Origin of the sequence: Mycobacterium sp. AZCC_0083, assembly GCF_014202335.1 — a bacterium.
GTDB lineage: Bacteria > Actinomycetota > Actinomycetes > Mycobacteriales > Mycobacteriaceae > Mycobacterium.
Window position 1 is genome coordinate 258,424 of the sequence record NZ_JACHGP010000010.1, and the last position, 19,088, is coordinate 277,511.

Consider the following 19,088-nt stretch of genomic DNA (forward strand, 5'->3'; position numbering starts at 1 on the left):
CCGTGCTGCTAGCCATCGACGTCCGCAACACCCACACCGTCGTCGGCTTGGTCGAGGGCTCCGGCGACCACGCCAAGGTCGTGCAGAACTGGCGGATCCGCACCGAATCCGAGGTCACCGCAGACGAATTGGCCCTCACCATCGACGGACTGATCGGCGACGACGCCGAGCGGCTGACCGGCGCCACCGGTCTGTCCACGGTGCCGTCGGTGCTGCACGAGATCCGCGTGATGCTCGAACAGTATTGGCCATCGGTGCCGCACGTCCTCATCGAACCCGGCGTGCGGACTGGGATCCCGCTGCTCGTCGACAACCCCAAGGAAGTCGGCGCCGACCGCATCGTGAACTGTCTCGCGGCGTTCCAGCGGTTTCACTCGGCGGCGATCGTCGTCGACTTCGGGTCGTCCATCTGCGTGGACGTCGTGTCGCACAAGGGCGAGTTCCTCGGCGGTGCGATCGCCCCAGGCGTGCAGGTGTCGTCGGACGCCGCAGCGGCGCGCTCGGCGGCGCTGCGCCGTGTCGAGCTGACCCGGCCGCGGTCGGTCATCGGCAAGAACACCGTCGAGTGCATGCAAGCCGGCGCGGTGTTCGGCTTCGCGGGCCTCGTCGACGGACTGGTGAGCCGAGTGCGCGAGGACGTCGACGGCTTCGGCGGTGACGACGTCGCAGTGGTGGCCACCGGGCACACCGCGCCGCTGGTGCTGCCCGACCTGCGCACCGTCGAGCACTACGACAAGCACCTCACGCTCAACGGCCTGCGCCTGGTGTTCGAGCGCAACCGCGACATTCAGCGCGGCAAGCTCAAACAAGCCCGCTAACTTCTTCCGCGAGCAGACACAAAATGCCCTCAACTGGCACGGATCAGGGCCATTTCCGTCTGCTCGCGGAATTAGAAGCGTGGCCATGCGCGACGCGGCGAATTCGGCACACGTGAACTTCATTTAAGCTGGCACGTCGTGAGCTCAGCAGATACGCCGTCCGCCGCCGGAGCGGCCCCGGCCGCGACATCAGATGGAGCGGCCCCGGCCGCGACATCCGACCCCGACCTTCCCGAGCAGTTCCGGATCCGCCAGGCCAAGCGTGAGCGGCTGCTGGCCGACGGCAAGGACCCGTATCCCGTCGAGGTGGCGCGCACGCACACCCTCGCAGAGATCCGCAAGAACTACCCCGATCTGCCTGCAGGCACGGAGACCGGGCAGAGCGTCGGTCTCGCGGGCCGCGTCGTGTTTGCCAGAAACTCGGGCAAGCTCTGCTTCGCGACGCTGCAGGAAGGTGACGGCACCCAGCTGCAGGCGATGGTCAGTTTCGACAAGGTTGGCGCCGAATCACTCGACGCCTGGAAGGCCGACGTCGACCTGGGCGACATCGTGTTCGTGCACGGTGAGGTGATCAGTTCGCGGCGCGGAGAATTGTCTGTGCTTGCCGATTCCTGGCAAATCATCTCGAAAGCACTGCGACCACTTCCCGTCGCGCACAAGGAGATGACCGAGGAATCGCGCGTCCGGCAACGGTATGTCGACCTGATCGTGCGACCGGAGGCCAGGACCATCGCACGTCAACGGATTGCAGTCGTGCGCGCGGTGCGTTCGGCATACGAGCGGCGGGGCTTCCTCGAAGTCGAAACTCCGATGTTGCAGACACTCGCCGGCGGTGCTGCCGCCAGGCCATTCGTGACGCACTCCAATGCCCTCGATGCCGATCTCTTCCTTCGGATCGCACCGGAGTTGTTCCTCAAGCGGTGCTTGGTGGGCGGTTTCGAGAGGGTCTTCGAGTTGAATCGGGTGTTTAGAAACGAGGGTTCGGATTCCACGCATTCTCCGGAATTCGCGATGCTGGAGACATATCAGGCGTACGGAACCTACGACGATTCCGCCATCGTCACGCGCGAGATAATTCAGGAGGTCGCCGACGAGGCGATTGGCACGCGAGAGGTGCCACTGCCCGACGGCAGCACCTACGATCTCGACGGAGAATGGGCCACCGTCGAAATGTATCCCTCACTGTCGCAGGCACTGGGTGAGGAGATCACCCCCGACACACCTGCCGACCACTTGTGGTCGATTGCAGACCGATTGGGCGTCGAGATTCCGCGCGACCGCGGTTATGGCCATGGAAAATTGATCGAGGAACTCTGGGAACACACCGTGGGGGAGACGCTCTGGGCGCCGACCTTCGTCCGCGACTTCCCCATCGAGACCACGCCTCTCACACGATCGCACCGCAGCATTCCCGGCGTCACCGAGAAGTGGGATCTGTATGTGCGACGGTTCGAGTTGGCCACCGGCTATTCCGAACTGATCGACCCCGTGATTCAACGGGAACGATTCGAAGCCCAAGCCCGCGCGGCAGCCGCCGGTGATGACGAGGCAATGCTTCTCGACGACGATTTTCTCGCCGCATTGGAGTATGCGATGCCACCGACCACGGGCACGGGAATGGGTATCGACCGCTTGTTGATGGCCCTGACGGGACTGTCGATTAGAGAGACGGTATTGTTCCCGATAGTACGCAGACACGGCAACTGATCTCCCGAGATTGCATCACTTGTTGAATGGCTTGCGTTCCTATGTCAGCATTGTGGTGGGTTCGGGATCAAAACGACTGCGTTCCCAGGCAGAAGGGTCAGTGTGAAGTAATGGCGAAAAAAGTGACCGTCACCTTGGTCGACGATTTCGACGGTGAAGGTGCTGCCGACGAGACCGTTGAATTTTCGATCGACGGCGTGAGCTACGAGATCGACCTTTCGTCCAAGAATGCCGCAAAGCTCCGAAACGAACTGAAGCAATGGGTCGAGGCAGGCCGCCGCGTCGGTGGCCGCCGGAGAGGCCGATCAGCCGGTTCCGGCCGTGGCCGGGCCTCCATCGACCGGGAGCAGAGCGCCGCCATTCGGGACTGGGCACGCCGTAATGGACACAATGTGTCCACCCGCGGGCGCATTCCGGCCGACGTCATCGACGCCTTTCACGCGGCAACGTAGGCAAACGTTGCCAAGGACCCGGCGTTCGAATCCGGGTCGGTACGCGCTTTCGCTAGCGGCGAACTCATTGGCGTCCACAGCGGAAACGTTTGACGCCTACCAGGCGTTGGTCTCTTTGCAGCGTGGGATGCGTGGCGCCGAGGCCCTGGATCAGCCAGGGACAGGCGCCGCACCCCGGGCCGCCGCCCATTAGAGTGGACGGCAGGTGCAGAGCACGGTACGCCGTACGGGGCTGTTCCAAGAGCTGCGCTACCTATGGAGAGCAGGTAACCACCGATGTTCGAACGCTTCACGGACCGCGCACGTCGCGTCGTCGTCCTGGCGCAAGAAGAAGCCAGGATGCTGAACCACAACTACATCGGCACCGAGCACATCCTCCTTGGGCTGATCCACGAAGGTGAAGGCGTAGCCGCCAAGTCGCTGGAGTCGCTGGGCATCTCTCTCGAAGGTGTCCGCAGCCAGGTCGAGGAGATCATCGGCCAGGGCCAGCAGGCGCCGTCGGGCCACATCCCCTTCACCCCGCGGGCCAAGAAGGTCCTCGAGCTGAGCCTGCGCGAGGCGCTGCAGCTCGGCCACAACTACATCGGCACCGAGCACATTCTGCTCGGCCTGATTCGCGAGGGTGAGGGCGTCGCCGCCCAGGTCCTCGTCAAGCTGGGCGCCGAGCTGACCCGGGTGCGCCAGCAGGTCATCCAGCTGCTGAGCGGTTACCAGGGCAAGGAGACTGCCGAGGCGGGAACCGGCGGCCGTGGCGGCGAGGCGGGCAACCCGTCGACGTCGCTGGTGCTCGACCAGTTCGGCCGCAACCTGACCGCGGCGGCAATGGAGGGCAAGCTCGACCCCGTCATCGGCCGCGAGAAGGAAATCGAGCGGGTCATGCAGGTGCTCAGCCGGCGCACCAAGAACAACCCGGTGCTGATCGGCGAGCCCGGCGTCGGCAAGACCGCCGTCGTCGAGGGTCTCGCTCAGGCAATCGTCCACGGTGACGTCCCGGAGACGCTGAAGGACAAGCAGCTCTACACCCTCGACCTCGGTTCGCTGGTTGCCGGCTCGAGGTACCGCGGTGACTTCGAGGAGCGCCTCAAGAAGGTGCTCAAGGAGATCAACACCCGCGGCGACATCATCCTGTTCATCGACGAGCTGCACACGCTCGTCGGCGCGGGAGCCGCTGAGGGCGCCATCGACGCGGCCTCGATCCTCAAGCCCAAGCTCGCCCGTGGCGAACTGCAGACCATCGGTGCCACCACCCTCGACGAGTACCGCAAGTACATCGAGAAGGACGCCGCCCTGGAACGACGCTTCCAGCCCGTCCAGGTGGGTGAGCCGACCGTAGAGCACACCATCGAGATCCTCAAGGGTCTGCGCGACCGCTACGAGGCGCACCACCGGGTGTCCATCACCGACGGCGCGATCGTGGCCGCGGCCACCCTGGCCGACCGGTACATCAACGACCGGTTCCTGCCGGACAAGGCGATCGACCTGATCGACGAGGCCGGCGCCAGGATGCGGATCCGCCGCATGACCGCACCGCCAGACCTGCGCGAGTTCGACGAGAAGATCGCCGACGCGCGCAGGGAGAAGGAATCCGCGATCGACGCGCAGGACTTCGAGAAGGCGGCCAACCTTCGGGACCGCGAGAAGACCCTCGTCGGTCAGCGCGCCGAGCGGGAGAAGCAGTGGCGCTCAGGCGATCTCGACGTGGTCGCCGAGGTCGACGACGAGCAGATCGCCGAGGTGCTCGGCAATTGGACCGGCATCCCCGTGTTCAAGCTGACCGAGGCCGAGACCACGCGCCTGCTCCGCATGGAGGATGAGCTGCACAAGCGCATCATCGGCCAGGAGGACGCGGTCAAGGCGGTCTCGAAGGCCATCCGGCGTACGCGCGCAGGCCTGAAGGATCCGAAGCGACCGTCGGGCTCGTTCATCTTCGCCGGCCCGTCCGGTGTCGGTAAGACTGAGCTGTCCAAGGCGCTCGCCGAGTTCCTGTTCGGCGACGACGACGCCCTCATCCAGATCGACATGGGTGAGTTCCACGACCGCTTCACCGCTTCGCGGCTGTTCGGCGCCCCTCCCGGGTACGTCGGCTACGAAGAGGGTGGCCAGCTCACCGAGAAGGTGCGGCGCAAGCCGTTCTCGGTCGTCCTGTTCGACGAGATCGAGAAGGCGCACCAGGAGATCTACAACAGCCTGTTGCAGGTGCTCGAGGACGGCCGTCTCACCGACGGTCAGGGTCGCACGGTCGACTTCAAGAACACCGTGCTGATCTTCACGTCGAACCTGGGTACCTCCGACATCAGCAAGGCGGTCGGGCTCGGCTTCACCCAGGGCGGCGGCGAGAACAACTACGAGCGGATGAAGCAGAAGGTCAACGACGAGCTGAAGAAACACTTCAGGCCGGAGTTCCTCAACCGCATCGACGACATCATCGTCTTCCACCAGTTGACGCGCGAAGAGATCATCACGATGGTCGATCTGATGATCGGCCGGGTGTCCAAGCAGCTCAAGGCCAAGGACATGACCATGGAGCTGACGGACAAGGCGAAGGCGCTGCTGGCCAAGCGCGGCTTCGACCCGGTGCTGGGTGCCCGCCCGCTGCGGCGGACCATCCAGCGCGAGATCGAGGACGCGCTCTCGGAGAAGATCCTGTTCGACGAGATCGGAGCGGGTCAGCTCATCACCGTCGACGTGGACAACTGGGACGGCGAGGCCGCCAACATCGAGGATGCGGTGTTCACGTTCGTTGGCAACAAGCGCGTCTCCGCGGACGCCGAAGCGGGTGCCGACCCAGCCCTCGCCGGCGCGCCCGGCTCGGCTGGCACGACGACGGCCACGGCCACCGAATAACAGGCCACCGAATAACAGCAGTACACGCGAAGGCCCCCGACATTCGTCGGGGGCCCTTTGCGTGGGCGATATCCTCACCGAGCAACCCATCGAATCCCTAGAAGGGCCCGCATCATGCTGGTAGTAACCACCAACGACCTTCCCGGCTGGGAGATCCAGCGCGTGTGCGGCGAGGTGTTCGGTCTGACCGTTCGATCGCGAAATGCCTTCGCGCAGATGGGCGCCGGGTTCAAGTCCATGTTCGGCGGCGAACTGCAGGGCATGACGAAGAACCTCGCGGAGAGCCGCAACGAGGCGATGGGCAGGCTCATCACCGAAGCCCGTGCCCGCGGCGGAAACGCGATCGTGGCGATGCGGTTCGACACCACCGAACTGGGTGACGTGTGGACTGAGATCTGCGCCTACGGCACCGCGGTGCAGGCCGTGCCGGTGACCGATGGTGCCAAGTACACCGCCCAGCAGCTGGGCTACGGCGGCGGAACCTAACCTTCGTCGATCCGCTCTGCCTATGATGCTTGCGTTATCGACGCACGCAGGAATCCTGGTGGAAATCCAGAACGGTCGCGCCACTGTGAATAGTCAGACCCGACGGCGTCACCATCTGATACGGGACGCGAATTCCCGAAAGGAATCGACATGACCACTTCTGACGCTCAGCGGAGCGCCGCTCCTGCCCTCGATCTGTCGGCCACCAAGGCCGCGATCTGGTTAGCAGGCACCGCCTTCCTAGCACTGCTGGTGCTGTACTTCGTCGGCGTGGACCAGGGTGCAACCTCGGTGTTCGGCGACAACATGTACATCCACGAGTTCGTTCACGACGCCCGCCACCTCCTCGGCTTCCCCTGCCACTGACGGCCGGAGGAGCCAACGAAATGGAAAAGCAAATAATCGGGCGCGGCCTCTTGGCCGGCGCCGTCGCAGGCGTTCTGGCGTTCGTCTTCGCCAAGATCTTCCTGGAGCCGGTCATCGGTCGTGCCATCGATTTCGAGGATGGCACGGCCGCTGCACACCAGGCCATGGAGATGGCCGCAGGCGGCCACAGTCACGCTGAGGGCGGTGAGCTGTTCAGCCGTGGCATTCAGTCGACCATTGGCATGGGCTTCGGCGTTGTGCTCTTCAGCATCGCGGTGAGCGCGTTGTTCGCGGTGGTCTTCGCGGTCGCCTACGGCCGGGTCGGCAACGTGTCGGCACGGGTTCTTTCGGTGCTGGTGGCCGCAGGCATGCTGATCTCACTGTGGATCGTGCCTGCCCTGAAGTACCCCCCGAATCCTCCTGCGACGAGTGACGACGCGACCATCTTTCAACGCTCGCTGCTCTACCTGCTGATGGTGGGCCTCTCCGCGATCCTGATGGTCGCCGCGGTGTACCTCGGGCGCCAACTGGCCGCGAAACTCGGCGCGTGGAACGCGACGCTCGTCGGCGGCGCGGCGTACCTCGTCGCGGTGTTCGTCGTGATGTTGATCCTGCCGACGATTAGCGAAACCCCTGGCCCCATCGTCGACGGCGCAGGAGTAATCGTGTTCCCGGGGTTCCCGGCGATCGACATGTACGAGTTCCGCCTCTACACGTTCACCACGCAGTTGATCATCTGGACGACCATCGGCCTGGTGTTCGCTGCGCTGATCTCGAAGATGCTGGACGGCAGGCGAAACGCGGCGGAGGCTACCGTCACTGCGTGAGTGAAGTCGTCAGGCTGACCCTGGTGTCGCATGCCATGACGGACGCCATGGCGGCTGGACGATTTCCCATCGACGAGTCCGTGAACGCCGTCGGCCACCGCCAGGTGGACGCCACCGTCGAACTCGGGCCCGTCGACTTGGCGCTGTGTGGACCCGAGAAGCGGACCCGCCAGACCGCCGAACTGCTCGGCCTGCGGGCCAGGACCGATCCGCAGCTGGCGGACCTCGACTGCGGCGCCTGGCGCGGCGCCGTCCTCGGCGGGGTACCGCCCGCCGACCTTGCCGTGTGGTTGACCGAACCCGCGCAGGCGCCGCACGGCGGCGAGTCGGTGGTCGACCTGATCGGTCGGGTCCGCGGCTGGCTGGACACGGTCAGCGGCCACCGCGGCCGATTGGTCGCCGTCACCCACCCTTCGGTTATCCGCGCGGCGATCCTGGTGGTGCTCGATGCGCCGCCAAGATCGTTCTGGCGCATCGACGTTGGACCGGCCAGTCACACCGTGCTGCACTTCCGCGGGCAGGCGTGGACGTTGCGGTCAACGGGCTGAATCAGCCGACCGGGACGAGTCCGAACGCCTGCTTCGCGATCGACAGCAGCCACTCGGCCGCCGCCAGGCTGCGGTATTTCTGCCAGTTCAGCTGAAAGCTCACCACCCAGGCCTGTCCGGTGCGGTCCTCGGCGTACCAGCTGAAGGTCAGGTCTCCCGGCAGGTTTCCGCCCTTGGCGCCGATGTAGCGCCAGTTCGATTGGTTTAGATCGATGCCGGGCGTTGCCGAGAGGATGTCGCGGACCGGTGCCGCAGGCCCGACCGCTGCCGTCTGCAATGCGGCGTGCACCCGGCAGATGTCGGCGGCGCTGCCGTACCACTCGGCGCCGAATCCCGAAGCGGGCGTGTGGGTTCGGTACGGGTCGGGGTCGTAGGGGTTCTTGTTGGTCAGCTCGAGTATCCGCGCGCGGCCCTGTGACCCGCCGTGCTCGACGGCCGTCTGCCACTGCTCGCGGATGTCGGGATCACCCCAACCGATGGCGAACAACTCGTGCGCGGTGGGGAACGGCGTCATGCTTGCGGGGTCGTGGTGACCTGCCGCGACCAGGGCCCGATCGACGGCGCCAGGACCGAGTCGGGCAATGAGCAGATCGGTGGCCATGTTGTCGCTCGCCGAGATCATCTGCTGGGCGGCGTCGTGCACCGACACCGAGGAACCGGGCGCAAGGTGATCGAAGCCCGCCGAACCGACGGCCTTGTCCTCGGCGGTGATGGTCAACCGATCGGTCCAGCTCAACGTGCCTGCGTTGACGGCGTCCGCAACGGCAAGCAGCACATACAGTTTGAAGATGGACGCCAGCGGGAGCGACTGGTCGAGGTTGCTGCCCGCCAACGTCGTGCACTTGCCGCCGGTCACCTTGGACACCTGGTACGAGTAGCGGGCCCCGGACTTCGTCAGCTCCGCATCGATGTCGGCCCACTTGTGAATGGGGGGCGGCTGGATGGTGACCTTGAAGCGGTCCACCAAACCGCCGTCCTTCGTCCGCAGTGCGATGTCCTGAGCGGCCCCGTATGACGTCAGCGTGTGCAGCGTCGCCTCGCCTGCGCCGACGTCGATGCTCGCCACGGTGATGGGCCGGTCCCACCACAGCCGGTCAAGGGCAGCCACGACGTTGTCGACCTGGGCCGGGACGGCCAGCGTGCGTACCCCGATGGGGCCGATGGGCCAGTCGGAGTTGACCATGTCCAGGGTCTGCTTGGCGTGCAGGCCCTGCGGGGTGTTGATGTCGATGTGCACCCCGTAGGTCGCGGCGTCCGCCGGAGGCGGGCCTGCAGGGGCGCAGCCGCAAGCCAGGGAGACGACGAGCGCGACGGCGACCCACGAGCCGACCGCGCGGCGTCGCCCCCGGCTTGCGCTATGCGTCGCTACGCTCAAGCCCGCTGAACGTCCAACACAACTTCGAACTCCAGAAGCGAGGCTCCGGTGGCCACCGGGTTGGCTCGCTGGCCTGCGTGCGCCTCGACGGCCGGGCCACTCGCCCAGGCCTGGAACGCCTCTTCGGTCTCCCACTGCGTCACCACGAAGTAGCGGTCTTCGCCCTTGACGGGGCGCAGTAATTGGAACCCCAGGAAACCGGGCTGGTTGTCGACGGCGTGCGCACGGTTCGCGAACCGCTTCTCCAACTCCGGGCCTGCGTCGGCTGGAACCTCGATCGCGTTGATCTTCACCACTGGCATGAGCATCAGGCTACCGCCCGGCCACACCGCCTCGGCGAGGCAGGATGGCGTGATGCGCACCGAACTGTTGACCAGCCGGGGCGGCCGTGGAGAGCCCATCGTGCTGGTTCACGGTCTGATGGGGCGGGGCAGCACGTGGTCGCGCCAGCTGCCGTGGCTGACTGAGGCCGGGCGGGTGTACACCTACGACGCGCCGTGGCATCGCGGCCGGGACGTCGCAGACGCCCAGCCGATCAGCACCGAGCGGTTCGTATCCGATCTGGCCGACGCGGTGGCCGGTCTCGGTGGGCCCGCCACGCTGATCGGGCATTCGATGGGTGGCCTGCACGCGTGGTGCCTGGCTGCGGAGCGGCCCGAGCTGGTGACGGCCTTGGTGGTTGAGGACATGGCACCGGATTTCCGCGGGCGCACGACGGGTCCGTGGGAGCCGTGGCTGCATGCGCTACCCGCCGAGTTCGCCTCGGCGCAAGAGGTTTTCGATGAATTCGGTGAGGTGGCCGGACAGTACTTCCTGGAGGCGTTCGACCGTACCGAGACGGGTTGGCGGCTGCACGGCCATCCCGAGCGCTGGATCGAGATCGCAGCGGAGTGGGGCACCAGGGACTATTGGGCGCAGTGGCGTTCGGTGTGGGCGCCGGCGCTTCTCATCGAGGCGGGCAACACCGTCACCCCGCAGGGACAGATGCACCAAATGAACGAGACCGGCCGCCGGGCAACGTATTTACGCGTACCTGGGGCCGGTCATCTCGTTCATGACGACGCGCCACGGGAATATCGGTGCGCCGTCGAGGCGTTTTTAGCGACGTTCACCCATCGCGCCTGAAGCGGGCCACATGGGGTTCCGCTCGAAGCGCGTCCGGACGGCGTCGATGTCGTGCTCGACGCGGTAGTCGTCACGGTCTTCGCTCACGCCCGCCAGGTAGGTGCGCATGGGCTGCCCACGGTGGGCGGCCCAGCTCAACGCCGCGGCAAGTGCGAACGGTGCGATGAGGATCAGGAAGGTAAGTATCACGCTCATGGCAGCAATTGTTCGATGAAATATATTCCGCCAACAGTGGCAGAAGTGCCCCCATACGATAAGATACTGCCATGATCAAAAGTGTCTCCGTGTTGGTGCTCGACGGGCTCGCGGTGTTCGAGTTCGGCGTCATCTGCGAGGTGTTCGGCGTCGACCGTTCCGCCGAGGGGGTGCCCAACTTCGACTTCAAGGTCTGCGGCCCCGAACCGGGGCGTCCGCTACGGACGTCGGTCGGGGCGTTCATCACGCCCGATCACGGCCTCGATTCGCTGGTCGGTGCGGACCTGGTGGCGATTCCCGCGATCTCTGGCGCCAGCTACATGCCCGAGGCGCTCGAGGCCATCCGGGCGGCCGTCGACGCAGGCGCGATCGTCCTGACGGTCTGCTCGGGTGCGTTCGTCGCGGGCGCTGCCGGACTGCTCGACGGGCGGCCGTGCACCACGCATTGGATGCACGCCGACGAATTGGCGCGGATGTATCCCACCGCGCAGGTGGACCGCAACGTGCTCTTCGTCGACGACGGCAACCTGATCACCAGCGCGGGCACAGCGGCGGGCATCGACGCGTGCCTGCACCTGGTCCGCCGGGAACTCGGCAGCGAGGTGACGAACACGATCGCTCGCCGCATGGTCGTGCCGCCGCAGCGCGACGGCGGGCAGCGCCAGTACATCGACCAGCCGATCCCGGTCCGATGTTCGGACGGGTTTGCGCCCCACCTGGATTGGATCCTGACCAACCTGGACAAGCCGCACACCGTCGCGACCCTGGCCAAGCTGGCGAACATGTCGGCCCGCACTTTTGCGCGCAGATTCGTCGAGGAGACCGGCCGTACGCCCATGCAGTGGGTGACCGACCAACGGGTGCTGTATGCGCGCAGGCTGCTCGAGGAGTCAGACCTCGACATCGACCATGTCGCCGACAAGTCCGGTTTCGGCACCGCCACGCTGCTGCGACATCACTTCCGTCGGGTCATCGGCGTCACTCCGTCGGACTATCGCAGGCGGTTCGCATGCGACGACTCCGGTGTCGCGGCAACGGCTTAACGCGGGTTCTGGCGCTGCAACGCGTAGATCCGCCAGCGGCCAGGGACGCCCTTGAGGTCGTGCTCGCCACGATCTTCGAAGACCCGCCGGGATCCGGTGACGATTTCGCGAACGGTTGACGAGACCAGGACCTCGCTCGGCCCGGCCAACCCGGAGACGCGCGCGCCGATGTGCACGGCCATGCCCGCGATGTCGTCGCCGCGCACCTCGACCTCGCCCGAATGCACTCCGACCCGCACCTCGATGCCGAGTGCGGCGACCGCGTCGACGATGGCCTCCGCGCAGCGCAGCGCGACGCTGGGGCTGATGAAGGTCGCGACGAAGCCGTCGCCCGCGGTGTTCACCTCGAGTCCCTGAAACCGCGCGAGCTCATGGCGGACGACGGCGTCGTGGTTGTCGAGCAGGTCGCGCCAACGGTCGTCGCCGAGCGTGGCGGCACGCGCCGTCGAGCCGACGATGTCGGTGAACAGAATGGTGATGAGCACGCGTTCGGCGTCCGAACCGCCGCGCACCCCGGTGACGAACTCCTCGACCTCCTCGAGGATTGCCGTGGTGTCGCCGACCCAGTACAGCGTGTCGGCCCCTGGCAACTCGACGTAGCGGGCTCCCACGACGTTCTTGGCCAGGTATCGGCCGTGTCCGACGGTCACGAACTGGGAGTCAGCACGGTGCAGGATCAGGGTCGGCGCGGAGATGTGAGGCAGCCTGTCGCGCATGTCCGCATCGGCAAGGACTTGGTTCGACATGCGGGCCATGCTCGGCGACGCGGCGCGGTTGCCCGCGACGTCCCACCACGTACGGAACGCGCGATCGGTGGCGACGGACGGCGCAACGGCCTCGAGAACGTCGAGACCCCGGTCGATTGCATCCGGTTCGAGGGCCACCGTCGTGTAAGGACTGGCCCCGTTGACCTGCACACCGGCGTCGTAGTCGGGTGCCCACAAGGCGCGGGCCGAGGCGTTGACGAGCACCAGACTGGACACCCGCTCGGGGTGGTCGGCCGCCAGCAGCAGCGCACTCATCGCTGAGAACCCGGAGCCGAAGATGGTCGCGCGTTCGCAGCCGAGCGCGTTCATCACCGAAATGGCGTCCTCAGCCCAGCACGACATGGTGATGGTGTCGGCCGATGCGATCTTGGACGACATGCCCATGCCGCGATGGTCGAATCGGATCACCCGGCTGAACGACGCCAGACGGCGATAGAACCTGGACATCGACGGCTCGTCGTCGATCGAGTCGATCGGGATGAACGGGCCCGGCATTACGACCAGATCCACCGGGCCGTCGCCGATGACCTGGTAGGCGATGTCCAAGTCGCCACGCGATGCGTAGCGAGTTCGCGGTGCCTGCGCCACGGCGACCAGCCTAGTCAGCCGCCCTCGCCCGCGAGCGCAAACCGGCCGTCCGGGGTCTGCTCGACGAGGCCGTCGGTCAGAAGCGAGTCCAAGGCGCGGTCGCGCTGCGCGGTGTCCGACATCCACGCCAGGTCCAACTGGTTACGGGTGACGGGAGTCGTGTTGTCGCGCAACACATCCAGAAGTCGACCCCGAACCTGGCGATCGGTTCCCGCATAACGTTGCGGCTTGCGGGCGGGAGCGGTCCCTGGCGGGTAGCCCGCCGACCGCCAGGCGCAGACGCTCAGCGGACACAGGCCGCAGCGCGGCGACCGCGCCGTGCACACCGTCGCGCCGAGCTCCATCAACGCCACCGAAAAGCGCGGCGCGTCAGGGTCGTTGGGCAACAGCGCGGCCACGTCGACGAGGTCACGGACGCTGGCGGGTGAATCCGCCCGACCGTGCACCGCCCTTGCCACCACCCGACGCACGTTCGTGTCGACGACGGGAACCCGCCGGCCGTAGGCGAAGCAGGCCACGGCCCGCGCCGTGTAGCTGCCGATCCCCGGCAGCGTCAGCAGTGTGTCCACGTCGTCGGGCACCTCGTCGCCGTGTTCGGTCGCGATCTCGATGGCGCACTCGTGCAGCCGCTTGGCGCGTCGTGGATAGCCGAGTTTGCCCCAGGCCCGCAACACGTCGGCGGCGCTGGCGGCGGCGGTGGCAGATGGCGTCGGCCACCGGGCCACCCATTCGCGCCAGATCGGCTCGACCCGCGCCACCGGCGTCTGCTGCAACATGAACTCGCTCACCAGGATCTGCCATGCCGTGACGCCCTTGCGTCGCCACGGCAGGTCGCGTTGCTCGCGGGCGTACCACGTCAACAGCTCTCCCGAATCGATCATCGAGCGCCGGTCCTGCACAATGGGCGCCATGCCTCGGACCAGCCCAGTGACTGCATGGAAAGCACTCAAGGAGGGTAACGAGCGCTTCGTCTCCGGCCAGGTGCAACATCCCAGCCAGAGTGTCGCCGACCGGGCCAGGCTGACTCGCGGACAGAAACCCACTGCGGTGCTGTTCGGCTGCTCGGACAGCCGGGTGGCCGCCGAGATCATCTTCGATCAGGGCCTCGGTGACATGTTCGTGGTGCGCACCGCCGGTCACGTCGCCGACTCGGCCGTATTGGGGTCCATCGAGTACGCCGTCACGGTGCTCGACGTGCCGCTGATCGTGGTGCTCGGGCACGACAACTGCGGCGCCGTCAAGGCCACGCTGTCGGCACTCGAGGACGGCGAAGTGCCCGGCGGTTACGTCCGTGACATCGTCGAACGCGTCACGCCGTCGATCCTGTTGGGTCGTCATGCGGGGCTGACCAGGGTCGACGAGTTCGAGACCCGCCACGTCAACGAGACGGTCGTGCAGCTGAGGGTGCGCTCCGCGCCGATCGCTCAGCGGATCATCGAGGGCAAAGTGGCGATCGCCGGGGTCACCTACCACCTGGCCGACGGGCGCGTGGTGCTACGCGATCACGTGGGCGATATCGGCGAATAGCCCGCGACACGCCGAGTCACCTCGGACGACTCGGCGTGACCTGGCCTTACCGTGGACTCGTGCTGGATCTCGAACCGAAGGGCCCGCTGCCCACCCAGATCTACTGGCGGCGTAGGGCGCTGGCGATCGGCATCGGTGTGGTCGTCGTGGCCATCGTCGCAGCAATCGCCATCCTGGTGGTGAGCAACAGCACGGGTGACACCAAGACGCCTACGTCGAGCGCGGCGGCTCCGACCCCGCTGCCAGGGGAGAACCCCGAGGTCAAGACCCCGGTGCAGCCTCCGGCGCAACTAGCGCCCCCGCCGACGCCAACGCCGTCCGCAGCTGTGACGCCGCCTCCCGTGCTGAAGGAGGGCGACGACTGCCCCGATTCCACGCTCGCGGTCAAGGGCATCACCAACCAGCCTGACTTCGTCGTCGGTGATCAGCCGAAGTTCACGATGGTCGTCACCAACATCGGCCTCGTGGCCTGCAAGCGGGACGTCGGTGCCGCCGTGCTGGCGGCCTACGTCTACTCGCTGAACAACGACCGGCTGTGGTCGAACCTGGACTGCGCCCCGTCCAACGAGACCCTGGTCAAGACCTTCAACCCCGGTGAGCAGGTCACCACCGAGGTCACCTGGACCGGTATGGGTTCCGCGCCGAACTGCCCGCTGCCTCGCCAGCCGATCGGCCCTGGCACCTACAACCTGGTCGTCCAGCTGGGCAACCTGCGGTCCGCTGCGGTGCCGTTCGTCCTCGCAGAGCCCACCGCACCGGCGCCGGGTGACGCACCGCCCCCACCCGAGGGCGAACCGCCGGCTCCCGGCAACTGATTCAGGGCGCACCTGCGCCCAAGTGAACCTTTTGCAGAAGAAGTGCGAGAGTGCCCCTGCAAACGTGCGTTTCGGCGCAGACCGCGTGCGCCTACGGTTTCCAGCCTCTGGACACCATCGCTGACCACGTGCGGCTGATGATGTCGTCCTCGCTGTCCTCTTTGATCACGCGGGTGACTTTCCACCTCAAACGCTCGAGCTTCGGCCAGACGCGGAGATCCTTGAGGTACTGCACGCGGTTCGTTCGATGCTGATCTCCGTCGTACTCGGTACCGACCATGAATTCCTCCCATCCCATGTCGAGTATGCGAAGGAGGCGTCCGCGCTCGTCTACCACAGGAATTTGGGTGGTGGGCCTGGGAAATCCGGCGTCGATGAACAACAACCGGAGCCAGGTCTCCTTCGGTGATGCGGCGCCGCCGTCGACGAGCGGAAGGAGCTCACGCAGTTGCCGCAATCCGCGCTGACTCTGATGGTGTTTGGCAAGCAAGAGGACGTCCTCGATTGAGAAGACCTGTGCGCGCATCAGCGCGTCGAGCCGCGCAAGAGCCTTCCCGCGCGGCAGGTGTCGTCCCAGGTCGAATGCCGTGCGCGCACGGGTTGTGACGGGAAGGCCCGCGATCTTGGTGATCTCGCCATCCCCGAGGGTTTCGTTCCGTACCAACAGGCCGCGTTGTGGCCGAGCTCGCCTCGATATCAATTCGATTGGGATGTCATCGTCGACCCATTGGGCGTCATGCAACGCGGATGCGGCTGCACCTGCGATCACTGCCTGACGATCTGACGCCAACCAGGCGCCAACGGTGCGGTCTCGCAGCGACGGCGTCGAGCTCTTGGGCACGTACACGCCGCGGAAGATCGGGCGATACCACCGCTGCAACTCGTACCGCGTCAAGCGGGCAGCCGAGACCGCTTCGCTTCCAATGAAGACTTCCCCCATTGGCCGACTGTGGCAGGACCCTCCGACATTTCTTGAAGTGCACCTTTTGCAGAGGAAGTGCGAGAGCGCCCCTGCAAAACGTACGTCTCGATGCAGGAGCGTAGGAGCTCAGGCCAGCTGGTCGGAGAGCGTCGACTCAGCCAGCGCAGACAGTCCCTCCCGGATGTGGCGTGCCCACATCGACCCGATGCCGTCCACCGACTGCAGGTCGCTCGCGCTGGCCGCCAGGACGCCCTGCAGCGATCCGAAGGACCGCACCAAGAGGTCGACGTGCGCGAACTGCAACCGCGGAATGCCTGCCATCGCGCGGTAACCCCGCGAGCTCATCGCCGAGTCCTGCGCCTCCAGCGTGGAGGGGTAGCCGAACACGCGCGCCAGCGCGGTGAAGTCGAGCAGCTCGTTGTCGGAAAGCCCGTCGAGCTCATCGAGCGTGACCGTCACCTGTGTGGTGTCCGGCGGGTCTGGGTTGGCGTGATAGTCGCGCACGACCAGCTCGCGGGCCGTGTCGTTGTCGCCGACCAGCTCCTCGAGCTGCAGTTTGAGCTGACGCCCGTCGGTGCCGAGCTCCACTACGTCGGCGTCGATCTCCAGGCTGATCCGGCGCACCATCTCGAGGCGCTGCACCACCGTCATCACGTCGCGTAGCGTCACGAAGTCTTCGATCTCTGCGGTGGACAACTGCCGGTTGACCTCGTCGAGCCGGGACGTGTAGCGCTCCAGCGTGGCGATGGTCTGGTTGGTCCGCGACAGGATGGTCGCCGAATCGGGTACCACATGGCGCTCACCTGCGACGTAGACCGTGACGATGCTCATCGAGTGGCTCACCGACACCACCGGATAGCCGGTCTGTACGGCAGTGCGCTCGGCTGAGCGGTGCCGGGTACCTGACTCCTCGGTGGGGATCGACGCATCGGGCACCAGTTGGACGTTGGCCCGCAGGATGCGGGTGCCGTCGGTGGACAACACGACGGCGCCGTCCATCTTCGACAGTTCCCTCAGCCGGGTCGGGGCGTAGGCGACGTCAAGCGAGAAACCGCCGTCGCAGATGGACTCGACGCTGTCGTCGTAGCCGAGCAGGATGAGTGCCCCCGTACGCCCGCGCAGGATGCGCTCAAGGCCGTCGCGCAGCGCGGTGCCGGGGGCCAGCCGCCCCAGCGTCTCGCGCAGCGTGGGCCGCGACAGTTGCACCACATTGCTGCGGGCCGTCCTACCTGTGGACTTCACGGCCATCTCGTCTCCTAGGATCGGCCGCCATTGTCCGCGATGTTGCGCAGAACCCGCAATGCCCCGCCGATATTGTCCGCGTTGATCACCTGCAACCCGGCAGGCCCTGACGGCACTCCAGGCGGCACGACGGCGCGCGTGAAGCCCAACCTGGCGGCCTCGGCGAGCCGGCGATCCATGCCGGTGACCCGACGCAGATCGCCCGCAAGACCCACCTCGCCGATCGCCACGACGGTGGCAGGCATCGGCAGGTCGACGTAGGCCGAGGCGATGGCCATCGCCACCGCCAGATCCGACGACGGGTCGGTCAGCCGCATGCCGCCGACCGTCGACAGGTAGATGTCGTGCGTGCCGACCGACAGGTGGGCGCGCTTCTCCAGCACGGCGGTGATCATCGCGGCGCGGGCGGAGTCGATGCCACTCACTGCCCGCCGTGGCGAACCCGTCGCCGCCGTGCCGATCAGCGCCTGCACCTCGCCGAGCATCGGTCGCTTGCCGTCGAGCGTCACCGTGACCGCGGTGCCGGAGACCGGGGCGGGGCGCTGATCCAGGAACAGTCCGGAAGGGTCTGCAACGCACTCGATTCCGTTGTCGTGCAACAGGAAACAGCCGACCTCGTCGGCAGCGCCGAAACGGTTCTTGACGCCGCGGACCATGCGCAACGCCGACGAGCGGTCACCCTCGAAGTGCAGTACGACGTCGACGAGGTGCTCGAGCGAGCGTGGTCCAGCGATGGCTCCGTCCTTGGTGACGTGGCCGACGAGGATCATCGCGATGCCGGTGGTCTTGGCCGCCATCGTGAGCGCCGTCGTCACTGCTCGCACCTGGGTGACGCCGCCGCTGACGCCGTCGGCTTCGGCAGTGGACATGGTCTGCACCGAGTCGACCACGACGAGCGTGGGCTTGACCGCCTCGATGTGGCCGAGCGCGGTCTGAAGGTCGGATTCGGCGGCAAGGAACACCTCGTCGTTGGTGCATCCGGTGCGTTCGGCCCGTAGTCGGATCTGCCCGGCCGACTCCTCACCGGACAGGTACAGCGCGCGTCGGCCCGATTCTGCCCAGCGGTGGGCGACCTCGAGGAGCAGCGTCGACTTGCCGACCCCCGGATCACCGGCCAGAAGGGTCACCGAACCGGGGACGAGGCCGCCGCCCAACACGCGATCCAATTCGCTGATCCCCGTGTGAAAGTGGCGCGTCGCGCCTGGATCGATGGAGCTGATCGGGACGGCGGGGGAGGTGGGGGCGAGCGCACGACCGGGTGCGGAGCTCAACGATGTGAGGACTGCGACCTCGTTGACCGTGCCCCAGGTGTTGCAATCCGGGCAGCGGCCCACCCACTTGGCCGCGATGTGGCCGCATTCCGAGCATCGATACTGCGAACGCGCCTTGGAACCAGATCGAGCCACACCGTGACGTTATCCGTCGTGGCCGACAGAAAGCC

20 protein-coding genes are annotated in these 19,088 nt (G+C 66.4%); 12 read left to right on the forward strand and 8 right to left on the reverse strand.

The genetic code is table 11. The features are described from left to right. Window positions 1-2 precede the first annotated feature (2 nt). From HNP02_RS25405 to HNP02_RS25440, 8 genes are all read left to right on the forward strand, one after another. Window positions 3-818 (forward strand): type III pantothenate kinase, encoded by an 816-nt coding sequence (locus HNP02_RS25405; protein ID WP_184443284.1) that lies wholly within the window; start codon window positions 3-5, stop codon window positions 816-818. A gap of 246 nt (window positions 819-1,064) precedes the next feature. Further along, window positions 1,065-2,525 carry a lysine--tRNA ligase gene (lysS, locus tag HNP02_RS25410; protein WP_309241694.1) on the forward strand — a complete coding sequence of 487 codons (1,461 nt, stop codon included), beginning with the start codon at window positions 1,065-1,067 and terminating at the stop codon, window positions 2,523-2,525. A gap of 110 nt (window positions 2,526-2,635) precedes the next feature. Then, entirely contained in the window at window positions 2,636-2,977 is a 342-nt protein-coding gene (gene lsr2, locus HNP02_RS25415) for a histone-like nucleoid-structuring protein Lsr2 (RefSeq protein ID WP_184443497.1), read from the forward strand. Window positions 2,978-3,253: 276 nt separating this feature from the next. Continuing rightward, window positions 3,254-5,821 carry an ATP-dependent Clp protease ATP-binding subunit gene (locus tag HNP02_RS25420; protein ID WP_184443288.1) on the forward strand — a complete coding sequence of 856 codons (2,568 nt, stop codon included), beginning with the start codon at window positions 3,254-3,256 and terminating at the stop codon, window positions 5,819-5,821. A gap of 114 nt (window positions 5,822-5,935) precedes the next feature. After that, the gene (locus tag HNP02_RS25425; protein WP_184443290.1) at window positions 5,936-6,307 is read left to right on the forward strand and encodes a YbjQ family protein; all 372 of its coding nucleotides are present in this window, start codon (window positions 5,936-5,938) and stop codon (window positions 6,305-6,307) included. Between the two features lie 150 nt (window positions 6,308-6,457). Next, window positions 6,458-6,673, forward strand: coding sequence for a CbtB-domain containing protein (locus HNP02_RS25430; protein WP_184443291.1), 216 nt, complete (start codon window positions 6,458-6,460; stop codon window positions 6,671-6,673). 20 nt (window positions 6,674-6,693) lie between these two features. After that, a complete protein-coding gene (locus HNP02_RS25435; RefSeq protein WP_184443293.1) occupies window positions 6,694-7,500 on the forward strand; it encodes a CbtA family protein in 807 nt (268 codons plus the stop codon). After that, window positions 7,497-8,048: a histidine phosphatase family protein gene (locus HNP02_RS25440; RefSeq protein ID WP_184443295.1), complete on the forward strand. Its 552-nt coding sequence runs from the start codon at window positions 7,497-7,499 to the stop codon at window positions 8,046-8,048. Before HNP02_RS25435 ends, HNP02_RS25440 begins: the two co-directional genes overlap by 4 nt. A gap of 1 nt (window position 8,049) precedes the next feature. Here the strand turns inward: HNP02_RS25440 and HNP02_RS25445 are convergent, their stop codons facing one another. Both HNP02_RS25445 and mhuD read right to left on the reverse strand, forming a co-directional pair. Next, window positions 8,050-9,423 (reverse strand): serine hydrolase, encoded by a 1,374-nt coding sequence (locus HNP02_RS25445; RefSeq protein WP_184443296.1) that lies wholly within the window; start codon window positions 9,421-9,423, stop codon window positions 8,050-8,052. Further along, the gene (gene mhuD / locus HNP02_RS25450) at window positions 9,420-9,725 is read right to left on the reverse strand and encodes a mycobilin-forming heme oxygenase MhuD (protein WP_184443298.1); all 306 of its coding nucleotides are present in this window, start codon (window positions 9,723-9,725) and stop codon (window positions 9,420-9,422) included. Before mhuD ends, HNP02_RS25445 begins: the two co-directional genes overlap by 4 nt. Before the next feature lie 52 nt (window positions 9,726-9,777). On the opposite strand from mhuD, the gene HNP02_RS25455 reads away from it, so the two are divergent. Next, window positions 9,778-10,548 carry an alpha/beta fold hydrolase gene (locus tag HNP02_RS25455; protein WP_184443498.1) on the forward strand — a complete coding sequence of 257 codons (771 nt, stop codon included), beginning with the start codon at window positions 9,778-9,780 and terminating at the stop codon, window positions 10,546-10,548. Here HNP02_RS25455 and HNP02_RS25460 read toward each other — a convergent pair. Then, the gene (locus HNP02_RS25460) at window positions 10,522-10,743 is read right to left on the reverse strand and encodes a hypothetical protein (RefSeq protein ID WP_184443300.1); all 222 of its coding nucleotides are present in this window, start codon (window positions 10,741-10,743) and stop codon (window positions 10,522-10,524) included. The genes HNP02_RS25455 and HNP02_RS25460 overlap by 27 nt on opposite strands. A 71-nt stretch (window positions 10,744-10,814) precedes the next feature. Here HNP02_RS25460 and HNP02_RS25465 point away from each other — a divergent pair, with 71 nt between their 5' ends. Beyond that, window positions 10,815-11,786 carry a helix-turn-helix domain-containing protein gene (locus HNP02_RS25465; protein ID WP_184443302.1) on the forward strand — a complete coding sequence of 324 codons (972 nt, stop codon included), beginning with the start codon at window positions 10,815-10,817 and terminating at the stop codon, window positions 11,784-11,786. On the opposite strand, the gene HNP02_RS25470 is transcribed toward HNP02_RS25465, so the two are convergent. After that, a complete protein-coding gene (locus HNP02_RS25470; RefSeq protein ID WP_184443304.1) occupies window positions 11,783-13,141 on the reverse strand; it encodes an adenylate/guanylate cyclase domain-containing protein in 1,359 nt (452 codons plus the stop codon). The two genes, HNP02_RS25465 and HNP02_RS25470, sit on opposite strands and share 4 nt — an antisense overlap. A 14-nt stretch (window positions 13,142-13,155) precedes the next feature. Next, a complete protein-coding gene (locus tag HNP02_RS25475; protein WP_184443499.1) occupies window positions 13,156-14,022 on the reverse strand; it encodes an A/G-specific adenine glycosylase in 867 nt (288 codons plus the stop codon). 28 nt (window positions 14,023-14,050) lie between these two features. On the opposite strand from HNP02_RS25475, the gene HNP02_RS25480 reads away from it, so the two are divergent. Together HNP02_RS25480 and HNP02_RS25485 are read left to right on the forward strand one after the other, a co-directional pair. After that, complete coding sequence (locus HNP02_RS25480; protein WP_184443307.1) at window positions 14,051-14,668, forward strand: carbonic anhydrase; 618 nt, start codon at window positions 14,051-14,053, stop codon at window positions 14,666-14,668. Between the two features lie 59 nt (window positions 14,669-14,727). Next, window positions 14,728-15,483 carry a hypothetical protein gene (locus tag HNP02_RS25485; RefSeq protein WP_184443309.1) on the forward strand — a complete coding sequence of 252 codons (756 nt, stop codon included), beginning with the start codon at window positions 14,728-14,730 and terminating at the stop codon, window positions 15,481-15,483. 91 nt (window positions 15,484-15,574) lie between these two features. Here the strand turns inward: HNP02_RS25485 and HNP02_RS25490 are convergent, their stop codons facing one another. The 3 genes from HNP02_RS25490 to radA form a co-directional block, all read right to left on the reverse strand. Further along, window positions 15,575-16,423: a hypothetical protein gene (locus tag HNP02_RS25490; protein WP_184443311.1), complete on the reverse strand. Its 849-nt coding sequence runs from the start codon at window positions 16,421-16,423 to the stop codon at window positions 15,575-15,577. Window positions 16,424-16,531: 108 nt separating this feature from the next. Continuing rightward, on the reverse strand, window positions 16,532-17,653 hold the full coding sequence (disA, locus tag HNP02_RS25495; protein WP_221317971.1) for a DNA integrity scanning diadenylate cyclase DisA: 1,122 nt from the start codon (window positions 17,651-17,653) through the stop codon (window positions 16,532-16,534). Window positions 17,654-17,661: 8 nt separating this feature from the next. Then, window positions 17,662-19,053 (reverse strand): DNA repair protein RadA, encoded by a 1,392-nt coding sequence (radA, locus tag HNP02_RS25500; protein ID WP_184443312.1) that lies wholly within the window; start codon window positions 19,051-19,053, stop codon window positions 17,662-17,664. Window positions 19,054-19,088: the final 35 nt, after the last annotated feature.

Bases quoted from the DNA above. Each gene is read 5' to 3' on its own strand.
- HNP02_RS25435 (WP_184443293.1), top strand. From the start codon at position 6,694: ATGGAAAAGCAAATAATCGGGCGCGGCCTCTTGGCCGGCGCCGTCGCA.
- HNP02_RS25420 (WP_184443288.1), top strand. From the start codon at position 3,254: ATGTTCGAACGCTTCACGGACCGCGCACGTCGCGTCGTCGTCCTGGCG.
- HNP02_RS25480 (WP_184443307.1), top strand. From the start codon at position 14,051: ATGCCTCGGACCAGCCCAGTGACTGCATGGAAAGCACTCAAGGAGGGT.
- HNP02_RS25455 (WP_184443498.1), top strand. From the start codon at position 9,778: ATGCGCACCGAACTGTTGACCAGCCGGGGCGGCCGTGGAGAGCCCATC.
- mhuD (WP_184443298.1), bottom strand. From the start codon at position 9,725: ATGCCAGTGGTGAAGATCAACGCGATCGAGGTTCCAGCCGACGCAGGC.
- HNP02_RS25430 (WP_184443291.1), top strand. From the start codon at position 6,458: ATGACCACTTCTGACGCTCAGCGGAGCGCCGCTCCTGCCCTCGATCTG.
- HNP02_RS25460 (WP_184443300.1), bottom strand. From the start codon at position 10,743: ATGAGCGTGATACTTACCTTCCTGATCCTCATCGCACCGTTCGCACTT.
- disA (WP_221317971.1), bottom strand. From the start codon at position 17,653: ATGGCCGTGAAGTCCACAGGTAGGACGGCCCGCAGCAATGTGGTGCAA.
- HNP02_RS25425 (WP_184443290.1), top strand. From the start codon at position 5,936: ATGCTGGTAGTAACCACCAACGACCTTCCCGGCTGGGAGATCCAGCGC.
- lsr2 (WP_184443497.1), top strand. From the start codon at position 2,636: ATGGCGAAAAAAGTGACCGTCACCTTGGTCGACGATTTCGACGGTGAA.
- HNP02_RS25490 (WP_184443311.1), bottom strand. From the start codon at position 16,423: ATGGGGGAAGTCTTCATTGGAAGCGAAGCGGTCTCGGCTGCCCGCTTG.
- HNP02_RS25465 (WP_184443302.1), top strand. From the start codon at position 10,815: ATGATCAAAAGTGTCTCCGTGTTGGTGCTCGACGGGCTCGCGGTGTTC.
- HNP02_RS25475 (WP_184443499.1), bottom strand. From the start codon at position 14,022: ATGATCGATTCGGGAGAGCTGTTGACGTGGTACGCCCGCGAGCAACGC.